We start from the raw sequence: 16,758 nt of genomic DNA, 5'->3' as shown, positions 1-16,758 counted from the left end.
CCTCTAAGTTTGATAAATTTTACTGGCTTTTTATACAGTTTCTGGTGCAAAAAGTCCAGTTGAGGGCCTAACTATGCGGCCTCAATCTTGATGTGTAGCCCAGTCTTCACAATAACCCATGAAAGATTTCAGCAGTGGGCTTTGATATTTGTCTTTATGGACCAGTATCCAAAATCGGCGTTTCATGTCGAGTGGTACATCAAGTGCTTTCACTCGGCCTGAATCAATCGCGCGTTGTGCCGCTAAACGCGATAAACAGGCAAAGCCAAGACCTGCAGAAACAGAGTTGATGATCGCTTCCGTGGTATTTAGCTCAAATGACTCATACCAATGCTCTATACGAGGAGCAACGGTACGCAGGAAGAACTCACGAGTTCCTGAACCTGATTCCCTAAGTATCCAGTGGCTGCCTTCTAAATCTCTCAAATTAACTTTGTCTTTTGCCACTAAAGAGTGTTGATTACTAACAATAATACACATTTCATCGCTACTGAATTGGCTTGAGAGCAGTTCTGGATGAAGTGTTTTCCCTTCAATTAGCGCAATATCCAGTTCATAATCCACCAACTTTTGACAGATCAGGGCACTGTTTGAAATGAACAAGCTTTGATCTTGATGCTGAGTTCGCTCACGGAAGCCTGACAAAATAAAGGGTGCCACTTGATTACCAATCGTGTCACTCGCACCGACCTTTAGATTGCCACTTAATGGTTGGTCATCACGGAACAACACATCGATGCCTGCCGCTCGGTGAAGTATTTCATCAGCTAAGGGAAGCAACTTTTGTCCTTCCTGATTGAGAATTAATCGGTTGTTGACCCGGTCAAATAGAGAGTGACCCAGTTGTTTTTCCATTTCACCTAGCGCCATGCTCACAGCTGCCTTTGATAAAAACAGGGCTTCTGACGCTGAGGTAAGCGTTAAGTGTTGGGTAATGGTGACAAACACTTTGAGTTGTTTGATTGAAATATTAGCCATCAGATTCCTATTTCTACACTGTTGGTGAAATAAATTTCGTTCAGAATTAATGAACGCTTGTTATATATAATTGGATATTGTTAAACGAAGCGCAAGCGTATTATGGCTTCAACAAGCTGATGAGTTCACAAATTGAGTGAATTAAGTTTAAGAGAGGCTGACATGATTCAACGTATTAAATATAGATTAACAGGAGCTCCAACACCCATGGCAGGGTTGGCACTAGCAATTGCAAGCTTGGGCTGGTGTTGGGATGGTGTTTTAGTCGCGCAAGGTATCTTATCAACTCCGGGTTTGGTGCAGTGGATCAGTGCTGGTATTGCTGCGGTATTACTTCTTGTTTTAGCCGTGAAATTTTTAATTCATGGTCACCTTTTGCGTGAAGATCTTGCTCATCCTGTTGTCGGCAGTGTTGTTCCTACATTCGCGATGGGTTGTATGGTGGTTTCAGCTTCGTTGGCCCCACTCTCTCAGTTTCTGCAAGAAGCAATGTGGTTAGCTTCAGTGGCTTTGCATGTTGTTTTCTTAGTGAGCTTTTTGTACCACAGAGCTAAAAACTTTGAGATACACCACATGGTACCGAGTTGGTTTGTCCCACCGATCGGTATTATCGTGGCAGACGTTTCTTTCTCTGGGAACCCTATTTTAGAACCAGTGGCACACGCAACTTTAGTGTTTGGCTTGTTGGTTTATGCTGTAATGCTACCGCTCATGATCTACCGTTTGATCTTTTCTCATGAAGTGCCAGATGCAGCAAAACCAACCATTGCAATTATGGCGGCACCAGCGAGTTTATCTTTAGCGGGTTACTTAACGGTTACTGCAACACCTTCACCAGTGATCATTGGTCTGTTATTTGGTATAGCGGTGTTAATGACGTTCATTATTTACGTGGCGTTCTTCAAACTACTTCGCCTGCCATTTAGCCCAGGTTACGCAGCGTTTACCTTCCCAATTGTAATCGGTGCAACAGCTTTGTTTAAATTGGCGGCTTGGATGCAAGTACAAGGTGTTGAAGCACACTACATTAGCCAAGTGTTCAATCTAGCGTACCTAGAACTGATTGTGGCAACCTTAGTGGTCGGTTATGTCGCTGTTCGTTACTACATGAACTACAAACCTCATCGTGTTTTAGGTGCGGTAGCGGGTCGACTGTAAGAAGCAATAGTTCAAAAGGTAAACAGAGCTTAAGCTTTCGGTATTTCATCAGCTTATATTCCTAATCCAAACTCGGCACTTATGCTAATCTGGCTTTATATTGTGGCAAGATTAGCGTGAGTGCACTTTGTTTACTGTTTACCATTCCAATAAAGTCGATACTTTAAAAATCCTTCTCGTTCACTTAATCAAAAGTGACCCTTTAGCCAACCCTTTCGAAAAAGAGCAGATCTTGGTTCAGAGCCCAGGCATGTCTCAATGGCTTAAGATGGAACTCGCCAAAGAGTTTGGTGTAGCAGCAAATATAGACTTTCCACTTCCAGCAACCTTCACTTGGGATATGTTTACCCAAGTGCTTCCAGATGTGCCTAAACGCAGTGCTTTCAACAAAGAAGCGATGACTTGGAAGCTGATGAGTTTGCTGCCCGCTAAACTTGACCACCCTGATTTTTTACCCTTGCAACGCTATCTTGAAAACGACGAGGATGATTCGAAGCTGTATCAATTGGCAGAGAAAATTGCCGACATCTTCGATGGTTACTTGGTGTATCGACCTGAGTGGATGGCGATGTGGGAAGCGGGAGAGCCCGTTGCAGAATTAATTGATGAAGAAGGGCTGCAAGATCACCCCTGGCAGCCGATTTTGTGGCAAGCTCTTTATGAGCAAACTCTCTCTCAAGGGCAATCAAAATACCACCGTGGCAACTTGTATCACGACTTCATTGAAGCGTTAGCCAAGCAACAAGGTCAGCTGCAGCATCTGCCTAAGCGCCTGTTCGTGTTTGGCATATCATCTCTGCCTCCTCGCTACATGGATGCACTGAAAGCGTTAGGTGAGCAGATTGATGTGCATTTGATGTTTACTAACCCTTGCCAACATTACTGGGGCGATATTCGCGATCGTAAATACTTGGCAAGAGTCGAAGCTCAGCGCCGTAAGCAGTTTGCGTTAGTTGATGGTTTACCTCAGCTAGAAGGTGAAGTATCACCATTGAAAGATGGTATTGAAGCCAACGTTGAAGATGAACTGCACACCAGCCAAGCCGTGGGTAATAGCTTGTTGGCGTCTATGGGTAAATTGGGCAGAGATAACCTGTTTTTGCTATCTCAATCAGATAGCGAAGAGCACGAGTTCTTTATTGATGTTGATAGGGATAACCTGCTGCATCAACTGCAAGCCGATATTCTCCAGTTAGAAGAGCATCAAGACGACCACATCTTAGATTCCAGCAACCATAAACAGGTGGTTGAGCTTGGCGATCGCTCTCTAACCGTGCACGCTTGTCACAGCCCTATGCGCGAGGTTGAAGTCCTTCATGATCAGCTGTTGGCGATGTTTGATGCCAATCCGACACTGAAACCACGCGATATCATCGTGATGGTGTCTGACATTAATGCTTATAGTCCAGCGATTCAGGCGGTATTTGGTAATGCTCCGGGTGAGCGTTATATCCCTTACTCGATCTCTGATAGAACCGCCGATCAAGAAAGCCCAATACTAACTGCCTTCATGCAGTTGGTCGCGCTACCGAACACGCGTTGTTTAGCCTCTGAGTTGTTAGAGCTATTAGAAATCCCTGCAATGATGACACGCTTTGGTATTGACGAGTTTCAGTTCGAGCAAGCCAAGCAATGGGTTGAAGAAGCGGGTATCCGTTGGGGTGTTGATGCTTCAACGGCGACAGAATTTGATCTACCTGCGACCGAGCAAAATACTTGGCTATTCGGCATTCAGCGCATGTTATTAGGCTATGCGATGTCGGACTCTGCAGGTTTATTTGAAACTGAACACTCTCCGATTGCCGCTTATAACGAAGTTCAAGGCATTAACGCCGAACTTGCTGGTAAGTTAGCGCACTTTATCGATCGTATTGCCCATTACCGTCAACGCTTAACTGAAACACAATCTATCGATATGTGGCGTGAAACCTTGCTGCAAATGATTGATGATTTCTTTGCGGTTGAGCTAGAAGGCGAGGTGGTACTCAAATCGATTCGTGATGCACTTTCGCAACTGAATGAACAACTTGACGATGCCTTGTATGAACAAGAATTGTCGCCAAGCATTATCTACCAGTACCTCAATAATAAGCTATCTGGCGCTCGTATTAGCCAACGTTTCTTAGCGGGCCAAGTTAACTTTTGTACCTTGATGCCGATGCGTTCTATTCCGTTCAAAACCGTCTGTTTGTTAGGTATGAATGATGGTGTTTACCCTCGCTCAATGCCGCCAGAAGGTTTTGATCTAATGAACGGACGCACACGACCGGGCGATCGTTCTCGTCGTGATGATGACCGCTATCTATTCTTAGAGGCGATGTTGTCGGCGCAAGAGTGCTTATACATCAGCTATGTCGGCCGTTCAATTCAAGATAATACCGAGCGAGTGCCGTCGGTATTGGTTTCAGAGTTAATTGAGTACTGCCAACAGAACTACTGCTTAAGTGAAGACCAATCCCTACCAAGTGATGATTCAGGTATCAAGCTGACTCAAGCGATCAGCTTTGAACATACCATGACACCATTTAGCCCTGCAGCCTTTACTCAAGGTGACGCAAACCATGTGCTGAGTTACGCCAAAGAATGGCTTCCTGCGGCTAACCGTTCCGGTGAACGTAGTGGTGAATTCAATCGTGCCTTGGATGACTATTTGTTGGGTGCAACGTACCCGTTGGAACTCGACTTGGTTGAGTTACAGCGTTTTTGGCGTTTGCCAGTGCAGTACTTCTTTAATCGCCGTCTAAAAGTGGTGTTTGAACCGCCACTTCCTGTGATGGAAGACGATGAGCCGTTCGTACTCAATGGACTAGAGAGCTTCCAGCTTAAAGATGCGCTGCTGCAAGTGTTGCTGGACCATCCTGAAGGTGCAGATGAAGCGGTGCGCCTGTTTGTCTCTGAGCAAAAAGCACAGGGTCGATTACCGGTCGGCGCCTTTGGTGATATCGAATTTGAAACCAACCGTGTTCAAGCGGAAGACTTAGCCAAAGAAATTCGATTTGTGAGCGGATCACCGCAGCAAGATCTCGAAGTGAATATCGAATTTGATGTGTTAGGCGAAGGCAAACCTGTTCGTTTGATGGGTTGGTTAACTAAAAACTATCAATCGGGTCTAGTTCGTTTCCGTAGCGGTAAAATACGCTCTCAAGATTATTTGGCAGCGTGGATTGATCATCTATGTTGTGCAGTGATGGGACATGGAAAAACGACCCATATTATTGGCTACGACAGAAAAGAAGGCGTGGTTCACCAAACGCTACAACCTATTGGCGATGCGCTTCAGGCGAAGAGTTTGCTGGCTGAGTTAGTACGACTGTTTTATCAAGGCATGACAGCACCACTGCCTTACTTCCCGAAAACCGCGTTAGCTGGTGTTGAAGCGGGCTTTAGCCGCGGTAAATGGGTTGATGACGAAGAAAAGTCCCTAAAGAAAATGGCTGATACCTTTAATGACAGCTTCGCCTTTACTGGCGAGGGTCGAGATACTTACATCTCACGTATTTGGTCTAAGTGGGATGATGCTCTGGCTGCTGAGTCGCGAATGTATTCAACGCTTGTGCTGCAGGCCGCAAGACTCGCCGCTGCCGATCTTGAAGATCAGGAATAATCGGCAGTGATCAGCAAGATCACCAACAATATGCTTATCAAAGAGATGCGTTTGAATAAAAGCATGGGAAATAAAGAGTTAGATGTAAACTTGGTGTGCAGGGCTTATAAAATGACGAGAGGAAGTCGTTTATGAGGAATCAAGGTACAGGAAATAAAGTGGCCGCCAGTAAATCATTATTAGTGTAGGGCGTTCGCTGTACGGCCACAGGTCAGAGGGACCATTATTCAGTGGTTCAAAGTAACGCATGAGTATAAAACTCGTAGGCGGTCCTGAACTCGTGGGCGCATAGTAGCGAGGCGATCTGAATTGATCCGTGAGAGAGATCGCACTAACTATTAACAAATTGGCGTAGGACGTAAATTGAATGACATTTTCTACGCTAGGTCACATTTGTAACAACACATTTATCAGAAGGCAGTAAGGCATGACGACTACAAGCAGTGCTCAGGTAATCGTTCCACAAACACTTGATACCATGACGTTTCCACTTCATGGCGCGCGTTTAATTGAAGCATCAGCGGGTACGGGTAAAACATTTACTATTGCTGGCTTGTATTTACGTTTACTGCTCGGGCACGGTACTGCTGCGCCGCAAGGTGATCTGACGGAAGCTACTCGACACCATGAGCCGCTGACCGTAGACCAAATTCTGGTTGTGACTTTTACTGAAGCGGCAACCGCAGAGCTACGCGATCGTATTCGTGCGCGAATCCATGATGCACGTATTGCGTTTGCTCGTGGTCAAAGTGACGACCCAGTGATTGCTCCTCTCTTACAAGCCATCGATGATCATGCTGGTGCGGCGAAAACTCTGCTCAATGCTGAAAGGCAAATGGATGAAGCGGCGGTATACACCATTCACGGTTTCTGTCAGAGAATGTTGACTCAGAATGCCTTCGAGTCTGGAAGCCGCTTTGATAATGAATTTGTGACCGATGAAAGCCATCTGAAAGCACAAGTGGTTGCCGACTATTGGCGTAAACAGTTTTATCCGTTACCCATTCAACTTGCAGGTGAGGTGCGAAATATTTGGGGTTCTCCCGCTTCGTTACTTGCCGATGTAAATCGCTATCTGACGGGCTCTCCGCTGAAATTGACGGTAGATGCGATGTCGGGAGACCTGCAAACTCTGCACAATCAAAACTTAGATAAAGTGAAGCAACTTAAGGCGTTGTGGTGTGAATCCGAAGCGGACTTTTTGGCTTTGATTTCTGGATCGGATGTGAATAAGCGCAGCTACACTAAGAAGTCTTTGCCGACTTGGTTAGAAGCCGTCACAGCATGGGCGCAAAGCGACACTCATGATTACCAGTTTCCAGATAAACTAGAGAAGTTCTCACAAGCAACGTTAATTGAAAAAACACCAAAAGGCACTGCACCTCAACACGCAGTTTTCGAAGCGATTGAAGACTTCTTAAATTCTCCAGCAGATCTAAAAGCTCCTTTGCTGGCACATGCGATTACTCATTGTCGAACTATGTTGGCTAAGGCTAAGCAGCAGAAGCAGTGGTTATCGTTTGATGATTTGCTGACTCAGTTATCCGCGTCAATCGATGTGGATGAGCAATCACTGCTGGTGGAGAGAATTCGCACCTTATACCCAGTAGCGATGATTGATGAATTCCAAGATACCGATCCGTTGCAATACAGTATTTTTAGCCGAATCTATTTAGATAATCCGCAATGCGGTTTGTTTATGATCGGTGATCCGAAGCAGGCAATTTACGGCTTCCGTGGCGCGGATATCTTTACCTACATTAAGGCGAGAAACCAAGTTAGTGCTCACTACACGCTGGGGACTAACTGGCGTTCGAGTGCTGACATGGTCAGTGCGGTAAACCAAGTGTTTATGAATTCGGATAGCCCGTTTATCTATGATCAAGATATTCCATTCTTACCTGTCGCAGCCAGCCCATCGGCTGACAAACGCCAGTGGGTGATGAATGGTGAAACTCAGCATGCATTGACCTTTTGGCTACAAGAAGCGGAAGATAAGCCATTACCGAAAGGCGAATATCACAAAGCCATGGCTGAGGCGACGGCGAGTCAAATTCAAACCATTCTGACCACTTCTCAAAATCAACAAGCCTATTTTGATAACGGCAAAAAACAACATGCTGTGAATGCGGGTGATATTGCAGTCTTGGTTCGTACTGGTAGTGAAGGTCGCCTGATTAAGAACGCGTTGTCTGAACAAGGCATTGCAAGCGTGTATTTGTCTAACCGAGATAGCGTTTTCACCAGCTTGGTCGCACAAGATATTCAGCGTTTACTACAGGCGGTGCTGACACCTGAAAATGACCGTGCATTACGCGCCAGTTTAGCGTCGGAGTTGTTTGCTCTGGATGCCGCCTCATTGGATGAACTCAACAACGATGAAGTGGTTTGGGAAAACGTCGTTAACGAATTTCGAGAATATCGTAAGTTGTGGCTGCAACGTGGTGTGTTACCAATGCTTCGCAGTGTGATCAGTAAACGACATCTCGCGGAACGTTTACTGGAAGAAGAAAATGGTGAGCGCTCACTCACTGATTTAATGCACATTGGCGAATTGTTGCAACAAGCAAGGCAGGAACTCGACAGTGATTATGGCTTGCTGCGCTGGTTAGCAGAAGCGATTTCCGATGCTCAAAATGGTTTAGGTGGCAGTGAAGACGACATTCAACGCCTTGAATCAGAAAGAAACTTAGTTCAAATTGTTACTATTCATAAGTCGAAAGGCTTGGAATATGACCTCGTATTTTTGCCGTTCGTGGCGAGCTACCGAGAAGCGAGTGAAGGTAAATTCTACGACCATGACTCAGATACCACGGTACTTGATATTACGGGCAGTGATAGTGCTCTAGCACAAGCGGATAAAGAGCGATTGGCAGAAGATCTACGTTTGATTTACGTGGCGCTTACTCGTGCGGTTTATGGCTGTTTTATTGGTATGGCTCCTTTACGTAAAGGGCGCTCAACCAAAGAGCCGACCGGTGTTCACTTAAGTGCTATGGGCTATTTGGTTCAAAATGGACAGGAGCAAGGTATTGCCGAGTTGCATCAAGCTTTGTTAGTGATTGAGAGTAAGAATTCAAGCGTACTATTGTCTGAAACGCCTACCGCTCACGAACAAGTTTTTGTGCAAACAGAGCAAGTGAGTGACGACTTACAGGCCAGTGAACTCAAGGCTTCAATTGACCGATCTTGGCGTATTACCAGTTACTCAGGCTTAGTCAAACAGGGCAGTCACGGCGCGAGCCATGATGCGACCATTGAGGTGTCTGGTTTCGATATCGACTCAGCGGATGAACAAGACGAGTCGGAATTGATTGAACCGGAACGTTCTATATTCTCGTTCCCTCGCGGTGCTCGCCCAGGTACCTTCTTACATACCTTGTTTGAGGATGTTGAATTTACCGAGCCAGCAACCAGCGAACATAACACGCAAGTAATCACTCACTTATTAGAATCAGAGCAATACGAAATAGAGTGGTTACCTGTACTTCAACAACTGGTCGATACGGTGCTGAACACCGCGTTAGATGGTAAGGACTTAAAGCTAAGCAAGAAAGACTCAACGCAACGATTGGTCGAGATGGAGTTCTTGTTGCCGATAGAAGTGTTGGCCGCATCTGAGCTCAATCAAACCATTCAGTATCATGATCCCTTGTCGGCCAAGGCGGGCGACCTAGGTTTCCAAACCGTGCAAGGCATGCTGAAAGGCTTCATCGATTTGGTGTTTGAGCATCAAGGTAAATACTACGTGCTCGATTGGAAATCGAACCATTTAGGTGATGATGTTGCCGTCTACCATGGTGAAGCATTGAAATCGGCGATGGCCGCCCACCGCTATGACCTGCAATATCAAATCTATGCATTGGCGCTGCATCGTTTCTTACGTAGTCGTGTTGCCAATTACAGTTACGAACAGCATTTTGGTGGGGTTTATTACTTGTTCTTAAGAGGAATGGACGGACAATCTCAACAAGGTATTTTCTCGGCTAAACCAACCTTGGGTTTGCTCGATGAAATGGATCAATTGATTGACGGTAAAGTGATAGACAGACGTTCAGCACAATTGAATGACGATGAAACTGGACAGATGGGGCTTTTATAATGACAACGACCACTAATACCAGCATAGAGACAGCGAACTCAGTTAAGCCAGTTTCACTTATCCCTGAGCAACTCATGGATGTATTAAAGTTCCTCGCTGATAAGGGCTCAATTCGTCAGTTGGATTATCAATTTGCCCGTTTTATTGCTCAGCAAGCAGCGGCTCACTCTCAAGAAGTCGGTTTTCTCGCAGGGGTGGTGAGCCATGAATTAGGCAAGGGGCATATCTGTACTCAGCTTATACAGCAGTATACGGTAGGCCCTGAACAAACGGCGGATCTTGCTCAGTTACTTGGGTTGTACGGTGAAACGGCACTGCAACTGAATCAAAAGTTATTAGGTATTGATTGGGTGGCGGTACTTCAATCGTCAAACCTAGTTGGTACAACTAATGATTGCGTTAAGCCGCTGATGTTTGATGGACAGCGAGTTTATTTACAGCGCTATTGGAACTACGAAGTTGTGTTGGCTGAAACGTTAAACCGTCTAAGTAATCCAGTCGAGTTCAATATTGAACAGAAGAAGGCGCTCACTGAAACGCTGAATCAGTTATTCGCACGCAGTTATCACTTTTTGTTTAACGCATTAGCCAAGGCTGGTTCGAGTCAACAAACCTCTCAGGTGTTACGCCAACAGTTGCTGTGTGACCATCTCGATATCGTTGATGAACAGGCTCTAGATTGGGGCGCGATCGACCAAGTGATTGTTCAAGCCAAGCAAGTAATGGATCTAGAGGTGTTGGATAGCCTAGTGCCGTTATCCGTCTGTTTGAACTGGCAAAAGGTCGCAGCAGCAGTGGCGTTAAGTCGTCGTTTTGCTGTGATTTCTGGTGGGCCGGGTACTGGTAAAACGACCACGGTAACCAAATTACTGTCGGCTATGGTCGAGCAATCGTTAAGCCAAGGTAAAACACCGACGATCAAGCTGGTGGCACCGACAGGTAAGGCGGCGGCACGTTTAACAGAGTCGATTGGCAAAGCGATTGAGCAGCTGCCTTTAGCGCCTGAAGTAAAAGCCAACATACCAACGGAATCGAGTACTTTACACAGATTACTCGGCGCGATCCCTAATCGAGCGGAGTTTAGACACAACCGACGTAATCCACTTCACCTTGATATCTTGGTGGTGGATGAAGCTTCGATGGTCGACTTATCCATGATGTATAAGCTGGTGGATGCACTCCCTGAACACGCAAGGCTTATCTTGTTGGGGGATAAAGACCAACTCGCTTCCGTTGAAGCGGGCGCGGTGTTAGGTGATATCTGCTCGTTTAATTCAACAGGCTACAGCACAGCGCAAGGTAATTTGATTGCAGAGATGACCGGTTTTGACGCGATAGCTAATACAGGGCAGGTCAAAGCTGGATCGGTTAACCCTCCTGCGATTGCAGATAGCTTGTGTATGCTGCAGAAGAGTTATCGTTTCGATGCTCGTTCAGGTATCGGGCAGTTGGCAAAAGCAATCAATAACGGCTCTGCTAATCAGGTCGATCAAGTGTTTGCTAAAGGATTTGGAGACATTGAAAATCACCCGCTGTCGAGTGATAGCTATAACTTGATGCTGCGTACCTTAGTTAATGAGTATGGTGAGTATCTCAATAGAATGAATGTTCCTTTAAACGAGCTAGAGACTCAAGAAGCGCGAGCTAAATCGGTTCTCGATTTGTTCAGCAAATGTCGATTGCTGTGCTCTGTTCGTGAAGGCGATTTTGGTGTTAAAGGTTTGAATAACAGGATCGAAAGGGCGCTAGCAGCAAGACGTTTGGTGAATCCGCACAATGACGAATTGTGGTATCACGGGCGACCAGTAATGGTAACGCGTAATGACCATGGTTTAGGTTTATATAATGGTGATATTGGTATCTGCATGCTTGAGGCCGATTCCAGTAGTGCTTCTTATGATATTTCCCATTCAATAGCTGCGAGTTCTGCGCCTAGATTGAAGGTGTATTTTGAATTGCCGGATGGCAGCGTGAAAGCGGTGCTTCCAAGCCGAGTTCCCGATCATGAAACGGCTTATGCGATGACGATTCACAAATCTCAGGGTAGCGAATTTGATTTGACCTTAATGATCCTGCCGCCAGATTTTAGCCCCATTCTAACGCGAGAGCTTATCTATACCGGTATTACGCGTGCAAAGAAACGATTGATGATGTTCAGTGATACCAATGTACTAAAACGTGGTATTAAAGTGAAAACAGAGCGAGTTAGCGGTTTAGGAAGTCGTTTAACCGGCTAATGAGTTGTTCACTTCAACTGTTAGTGGGTTCTAGTGAGGGGCATCGCGAGGGGTAACGCAGCTAAATGGCTAAAAGGTAGTACATAAAGCAACCATCCCTGGTCGCTTTGAGCGTTATTAAGAATCTGTTCCTAAAAACGCTCGAGTAAATGATATATGGTTTATCTTGTATTTGGCTTGGCAGTTCAAGATAAACTCTTTTAGATTCTCGCTCACAGGGAAAACGCAGTGTACGTCTAAACCTTCTAAGAATTGGTTATCAGCCATATCCCAAAAACTTTGCAGCGAATTACAAACAATGGTTCTCATATCAATGTTGCTCTTTTTGCTGTTTATATTAACGCTCAACATATTGATGTCGTGTTAAACGTTAACGGGGATAGCAATCCGTGCAGTGACCTCCTCAATGTTACAGGTTCAAACATTGGGGGTATTCCAATAAAAACGTTTGTTCATATCCATAAAACGTGCAAATTCTATACAATTATTGGTGTGAGTTAAAGTGCATACTTGATAAAACTCATATAGTAAACGATTACATTTGCAATTATTTTTGGATCAAAGTGAGATTTCGATCTGAATTTTTAATTATACGTTCAATGCTAAGATTTTTGAATTTCGTTGATAGTTATAAAGCCCCTGCTTTTCCATCGGTAATTCATCAACCCCAATCTCGTAAAACCCTTGTTCGCGGAACCAATGAAGGCTGTGCGTGGTAAGAACAAATATCTGGTCGATATCTCGAGACTTGGATTGGTGACGCATGTAATCCAGTAGCAATTGACCACGGTTCCCATCTCGATAATCAGGGTGGATAGCGACGCACGCCATCTCTGCCATGTGATCTTCTGGATACGCATAAAGCGCAGCGCACCCAATAATAAGCCCGTCTTTTTCAATAATGGTAAAGCGATGGATCTCCTGTTCTAACTGCTCTCTTGAGCGACGAACTAAGATACCCTGTTCTTCCAGGGGCCGAATGAGATCAAATATGCCACCAATATCATCAATCTGAGCTTGTCTTACTTGCTCAGCACTTGCCATCACGACTTGGGTACCAATACCGTCAAAAGAGAACAGCTCTTGGATTAACGCGCCATCGACCTTGTAACTGATTAAGTGGCAACGTGGAACACCGGCTCGACAAGCGGAGATAGCACCTTTTAGGAAGCGTAGTGTTCCCGTGCTCATATCTTCGGTCGGATTCTGAGACTCCGTTAAGCGTTCTAGGATTTGTTTAGCGTCTTTAGGGAACAGTTCGGCGAGTACATTACCGCTTTCGTCGGTTACCCCTTGTTCGGAGCAAAATCCAATCAGCTTGTCTGCCTTTAAGCGAATCGCGACTTGTGTTGCGACTTCTTCAGAAAGCAGGTTAAAACTTTCTCCTGTCACGGAGCTAGCAATTGGACCTAACAGGACAATAGAGCCTTGATCAAGTGTGCGATTAATCCCTTCGATATCGATTCGACGAATACGTCCGCTGTGGCAATAATCCGTACCGTCATCTACGCCTAGCGGCTGAGCCGTAATGAAGTTACCACTCATCACATTCAGTTGAGTGCCTGCCATTGGGGTGTTATTAAGGCTCATCGAAAGACGAGCTGTAATAGCCAGCTGTAATTGACCTGCGGCTTGCATCGCTACCCCTAAAGAATATTCGTCAGTGACTCTAATGTTCTTATGGTAAGGCGTATGGCAATCTTGCTTTGCTAGCAGCTGATTTATCTGTGGTCTTGCCCCGTGAACGAGAACAATCTTGACTCCTAGGCTGTGGAGTAGGGCTATATCACTAATAATGTTGCCGAAATTTTTGTCAGCAACAGCTTCGCCTCCTAGCATAATGACCATGGTTTTGCCACGGTGAGCATTTACGTAAGGTGTTGATTGTCTGAAGCCTTTTACTAGCGCTGTACTTCTTAATTTCACAGAACAAGTCCATTTTGTTTATTTATTCGCTAATTTAGCATTTAAATTCAAATTTAAACAACATGTTTTTGGAATAAAGCGCAAACTATTCTCATCGAGACTTCATTATACAAACGGTCTCAGTGTAGAATATATACAGCATCTTTATGAGTAGTAACCGAATGCAGCAAGCGCCAGCAAGAAAGAACAAGATCGATGAGATAACGGAAAACCTTTACAGCGAAGCAGAACAACGCAATCAGTCTAAATTGAAGCGTAAGATCATCGAACGTTGCTTGATGGTATTGGCCCTAGTGGGTTCATTTGCTGTGGTTTCTTTATTCAGCGACGTGCTTTCACGAGTACAAGATGCAGCAACGCCTGACCACTTGTTGTATGGCACTTGGGTAGAGCAGGACGTTGCACATTATGTAACGGACGAATTTGTGCTCAATGCCAATGGTGTGTCAGTACGAGGATCTGTTGTGTCGACTAGTTTTGATTTCGATGGGAACTACTTCGAATATAAGACGGGAGATAGAGCCTATCGTTTTCGTATCACTAACTCTGACAACACAGAGATGGTGCTCGATTCAGACGCTCACTATAATCCTGTCTTCCGTCTTAAGGGACATATGGTTAATTCAGTTCGATAGGTTATCTTACTGTAAACTCTTACAATCTAAGATTGTGTTATCTGACCGTTTTTGTCATCCTCGATGCATAGAATTTTTAGGATGACTCTTGTGATTAAAAAATGGCTTCCCCTTGTTGCTGCCTCTTTACTATTTGGCTGTGCTCAACCCACCGATCGTGCTCAACAACACTTTGATGATGACTTTCCTCGTACCTTAAATAAGGTCGATCAGGTTGAATCCAACAAACCAAGAGACTACACCGCATTTGCAGAACAAGCTGAGATGGTGGTTTCTAAATCTCCTTCAATGGCTAAGATCTATGAACCGTTGTATCAGCAACTCAATGAGTGGGCGATGCTGAGTGGCGATCCTAGCGAATTAGCTAATTTCGGTGTTCAAACCGCTCAACTTGGTGGTGGCGATAAGCAAGGTAATGTTTTGTTTACTGGTTACTTTTCTCCAGTCATAGAATTACGCCATGAAGCGAACGAAGAATATCAATTTCCTGTCTATGGGCTCCCTGATTGCGGTAAAGAGTGTCCCACTCGCGAAGAAATCTACAATGGTGCGTTGGATGGGCAAGGCCTTGAACTTGGCTATGCAGCAAACCGTATCGACCCGTTTATGATGGAGGTGCAAGGTAGTGGCTTTGTGCATTTTGGTGACGACGACACGCTCAAGTACTTTGCTTATGCAGGAAAGAACAACAAAGCTTATGTGAGTATTGGTCGTGTATTGATCGATAGAGGCTTGGTTCCTCGTGAAAAAATGTCACTGAAAGCAATCAAAGAGTGGGTATTGGCGAATGAGCCTGAAGTGGTAAAAGAGCTACTTGAACAAAACCCTTCTTTTGTATTCTTTAGTTCTAGAGCAGATTTGTCGGTAATGGGAAGTGCTGGTATTCCATTGTTACCAATGGCTGCCGTTGCTGGAGATCGTTCGATATTACCTATGGGTACACCTATTTTGGCTGAGGTTCCATTGTTGAATGCCGATGGCACGTGGAGCGGCGCGCACCAACTAAGATTGTTACTGGTTTTGGATACGGGCGGCGCAGTTAAGCAGAACCATTTAGATCTCTACCATGGTATGGGGCCAAGAGCGGGTACTGAAGCGGGTCACTATAAGCACTTTGGTCGTGTATGGAAACTTGGCCTAGATGGCTCTGCAACCGAAGCGCCTTGGGCTTTGCCTCCTGAGAAGGTTGAGTAAACGACGATAAAATAGGGCATTGAAAGCGAATCGCTAATCCCCTAGACTTTTAATTCAAGAGTGCGTATAAAACGCACTCTTTTCTTTTTCTCAGAAATAAATTGGCGGCAATAATGCGTGAATTGACCACACCAGCCTCAGAAAACTATGACCAACGATTTGGTGGCACTCGCCGTCTGTATGGCAATAGTGAAGTCGACATACTTAGAGCGGCACATGTGTGTGTGATCGGTATTGGTGGCGTCGGTTCATGGGCGGTTGAAGCGCTTGCACGTACTGGTTTAGGTGAGCTAACGTTGATCGATATGGATGACGTGTGCGTGACTAACATTAACCGTCAGATCCACGCTATGTCGGGTACGGTTGGCAAGAGCAAAATCGAAGTGATGGCTGAGCGCGTTAAGTTGATTAACCCTGAGTGTAAAGTGAACCTGATTGATGACTTTATTGGTCCTGACAATCAGGCTGAGTATTTGTCGAAAGAGTTCGATTTTGTTCTCGATGCGATTGATAGCATGAAAGCTAAAGCTTCGCTGTTGGCGTATTGTCGTAGTAACAAAATCAAAGTGATCACCACGGGTGGTGCGGGTGGCCAAGTCGACCCAACTCAAATCAAAGTGGCTGATCTGACTAAGACGATTCAAGACCCGTTAGCGAAGAAATTGAAAGACACATTACGTCGTCATCACAATTTCCCTAAGAACCCAGCACGTAAGTTTGGCATCGATTGTGTGTTCTCGACTGAGCAACTTAAATACCCTCAAGCTGACGGCAGTGTATGTGCTGCGAAAGCGACCGCAGAAGGGCCAAAACGAATGGATTGTGCGACAGGTTTTGGCGCAGCAACGGTGGTAACGGCTACGTTTGGTTTTGTGGCGGTTTCACGTATCGTAGAAAAGATCGTTCAAAAGCATACTAAGTAAC

General features: G+C 45.2%; 10 protein-coding genes. 7 read left to right on the top strand and 3 right to left on the bottom strand.

The window, feature by feature from the left end:
* Positions 1-81: 81 nt before the first annotated feature.
* Positions 82-978 (bottom strand): LysR family transcriptional regulator, encoded by an 897-nt coding sequence (locus OCW38_RS11345; RefSeq protein WP_261894089.1) that lies wholly within the window; start codon positions 976-978, stop codon positions 82-84.
* 162 nt (positions 979-1,140) lie between these two features.
* Here OCW38_RS11345 and OCW38_RS11340 point away from each other — a divergent pair, with 162 nt between their 5' ends.
* The 4 genes from OCW38_RS11340 to recD all read left to right on the top strand — a co-directional run bounded on the left by OCW38_RS11340 (position 1,141) and on the right by recD (position 12,079).
* Positions 1,141-2,136 (top strand): TDT family transporter, encoded by a 996-nt coding sequence (locus OCW38_RS11340; protein WP_032544873.1) that lies wholly within the window; start codon positions 1,141-1,143, stop codon positions 2,134-2,136.
* Positions 2,137-2,263: 127 nt separating this feature from the next.
* On the top strand, positions 2,264-5,740 hold the full coding sequence (recC, locus tag OCW38_RS11335) for an exodeoxyribonuclease V subunit gamma (protein ID WP_261894087.1): 3,477 nt from the start codon (positions 2,264-2,266) through the stop codon (positions 5,738-5,740).
* A gap of 427 nt (positions 5,741-6,167) precedes the next feature.
* Positions 6,168-9,842 carry an exodeoxyribonuclease V subunit beta gene (gene recB / locus OCW38_RS11330; RefSeq protein ID WP_261894085.1) on the top strand — a complete coding sequence of 1,225 codons (3,675 nt, stop codon included), beginning with the start codon at positions 6,168-6,170 and terminating at the stop codon, positions 9,840-9,842.
* Positions 9,839-12,079 carry an exodeoxyribonuclease V subunit alpha gene (recD, locus tag OCW38_RS11325; RefSeq protein ID WP_029189321.1) on the top strand — a complete coding sequence of 747 codons (2,241 nt, stop codon included), beginning with the start codon at positions 9,839-9,841 and terminating at the stop codon, positions 12,077-12,079. Before recB ends, recD begins: the two co-directional genes overlap by 4 nt.
* A gap of 117 nt (positions 12,080-12,196) precedes the next feature.
* Here the strand turns inward: recD and OCW38_RS11320 are convergent, their stop codons facing one another.
* Both OCW38_RS11320 and argA read right to left on the bottom strand, forming a co-directional pair.
* Positions 12,197-12,388 (bottom strand): hypothetical protein, encoded by a 192-nt coding sequence (locus tag OCW38_RS11320; protein WP_008223046.1) that lies wholly within the window; start codon positions 12,386-12,388, stop codon positions 12,197-12,199.
* Between the two features lie 279 nt (positions 12,389-12,667).
* On the bottom strand, positions 12,668-14,005 hold the full coding sequence (gene argA, locus OCW38_RS11315) for an amino-acid N-acetyltransferase (RefSeq protein ID WP_016787620.1): 1,338 nt from the start codon (positions 14,003-14,005) through the stop codon (positions 12,668-12,670).
* A gap of 161 nt (positions 14,006-14,166) precedes the next feature.
* Between argA and OCW38_RS11310 the strand changes: the two genes are divergently transcribed.
* The 3 genes from OCW38_RS11310 (at position 14,167) to tcdA (ending at position 16,757) form a co-directional block, all read left to right on the top strand.
* Positions 14,167-14,640 carry a DUF2850 domain-containing protein gene (locus OCW38_RS11310; protein ID WP_010438996.1) on the top strand — a complete coding sequence of 158 codons (474 nt, stop codon included), beginning with the start codon at positions 14,167-14,169 and terminating at the stop codon, positions 14,638-14,640.
* A gap of 81 nt (positions 14,641-14,721) precedes the next feature.
* A complete protein-coding gene (gene mltA / locus OCW38_RS11305) occupies positions 14,722-15,834 on the top strand; it encodes a murein transglycosylase A (protein ID WP_261894082.1) in 1,113 nt (370 codons plus the stop codon).
* 113 nt (positions 15,835-15,947) lie between these two features.
* Positions 15,948-16,757: a tRNA cyclic N6-threonylcarbamoyladenosine(37) synthase TcdA gene (gene tcdA, locus OCW38_RS11300; protein WP_016768337.1), complete on the top strand. Its 810-nt coding sequence runs from the start codon at positions 15,948-15,950 to the stop codon at positions 16,755-16,757.
* Position 16,758: the final 1 nt, after the last annotated feature.

The sequence above is a fragment of the Vibrio cyclitrophicus genome (assembly GCF_024347435.1).
GTDB classification, from domain to species: domain Bacteria; phylum Pseudomonadota; class Gammaproteobacteria; order Enterobacterales; family Vibrionaceae; genus Vibrio; species Vibrio cyclitrophicus.
The sequence above is the reverse complement of the archived record's forward strand: the minus strand, read 5'-3'. Positions and strand labels throughout refer to the sequence as shown.

Coding starts and splice junctions, on each gene's coding strand:
- mltA (WP_261894082.1), top strand. CDS start 14,722: ATGACTCTTGTGATTAAAAAATGGCTTCCCCTTGTTGCTGCCTCTTTA.
- OCW38_RS11310 (WP_010438996.1), top strand. CDS start 14,167: ATGCAGCAAGCGCCAGCAAGAAAGAACAAGATCGATGAGATAACGGAA.
- OCW38_RS11320 (WP_008223046.1), bottom strand. CDS start 12,388: ATGAGAACCATTGTTTGTAATTCGCTGCAAAGTTTTTGGGATATGGCT.
- OCW38_RS11340 (WP_032544873.1), top strand. CDS start 1,141: ATGATTCAACGTATTAAATATAGATTAACAGGAGCTCCAACACCCATG.
- tcdA (WP_016768337.1), top strand. CDS start 15,948: ATGCGTGAATTGACCACACCAGCCTCAGAAAACTATGACCAACGATTT.
- recB (WP_261894085.1), top strand. CDS start 6,168: ATGACGACTACAAGCAGTGCTCAGGTAATCGTTCCACAAACACTTGAT.
- OCW38_RS11345 (WP_261894089.1), bottom strand. CDS start 978: ATGGCTAATATTTCAATCAAACAACTCAAAGTGTTTGTCACCATTACC.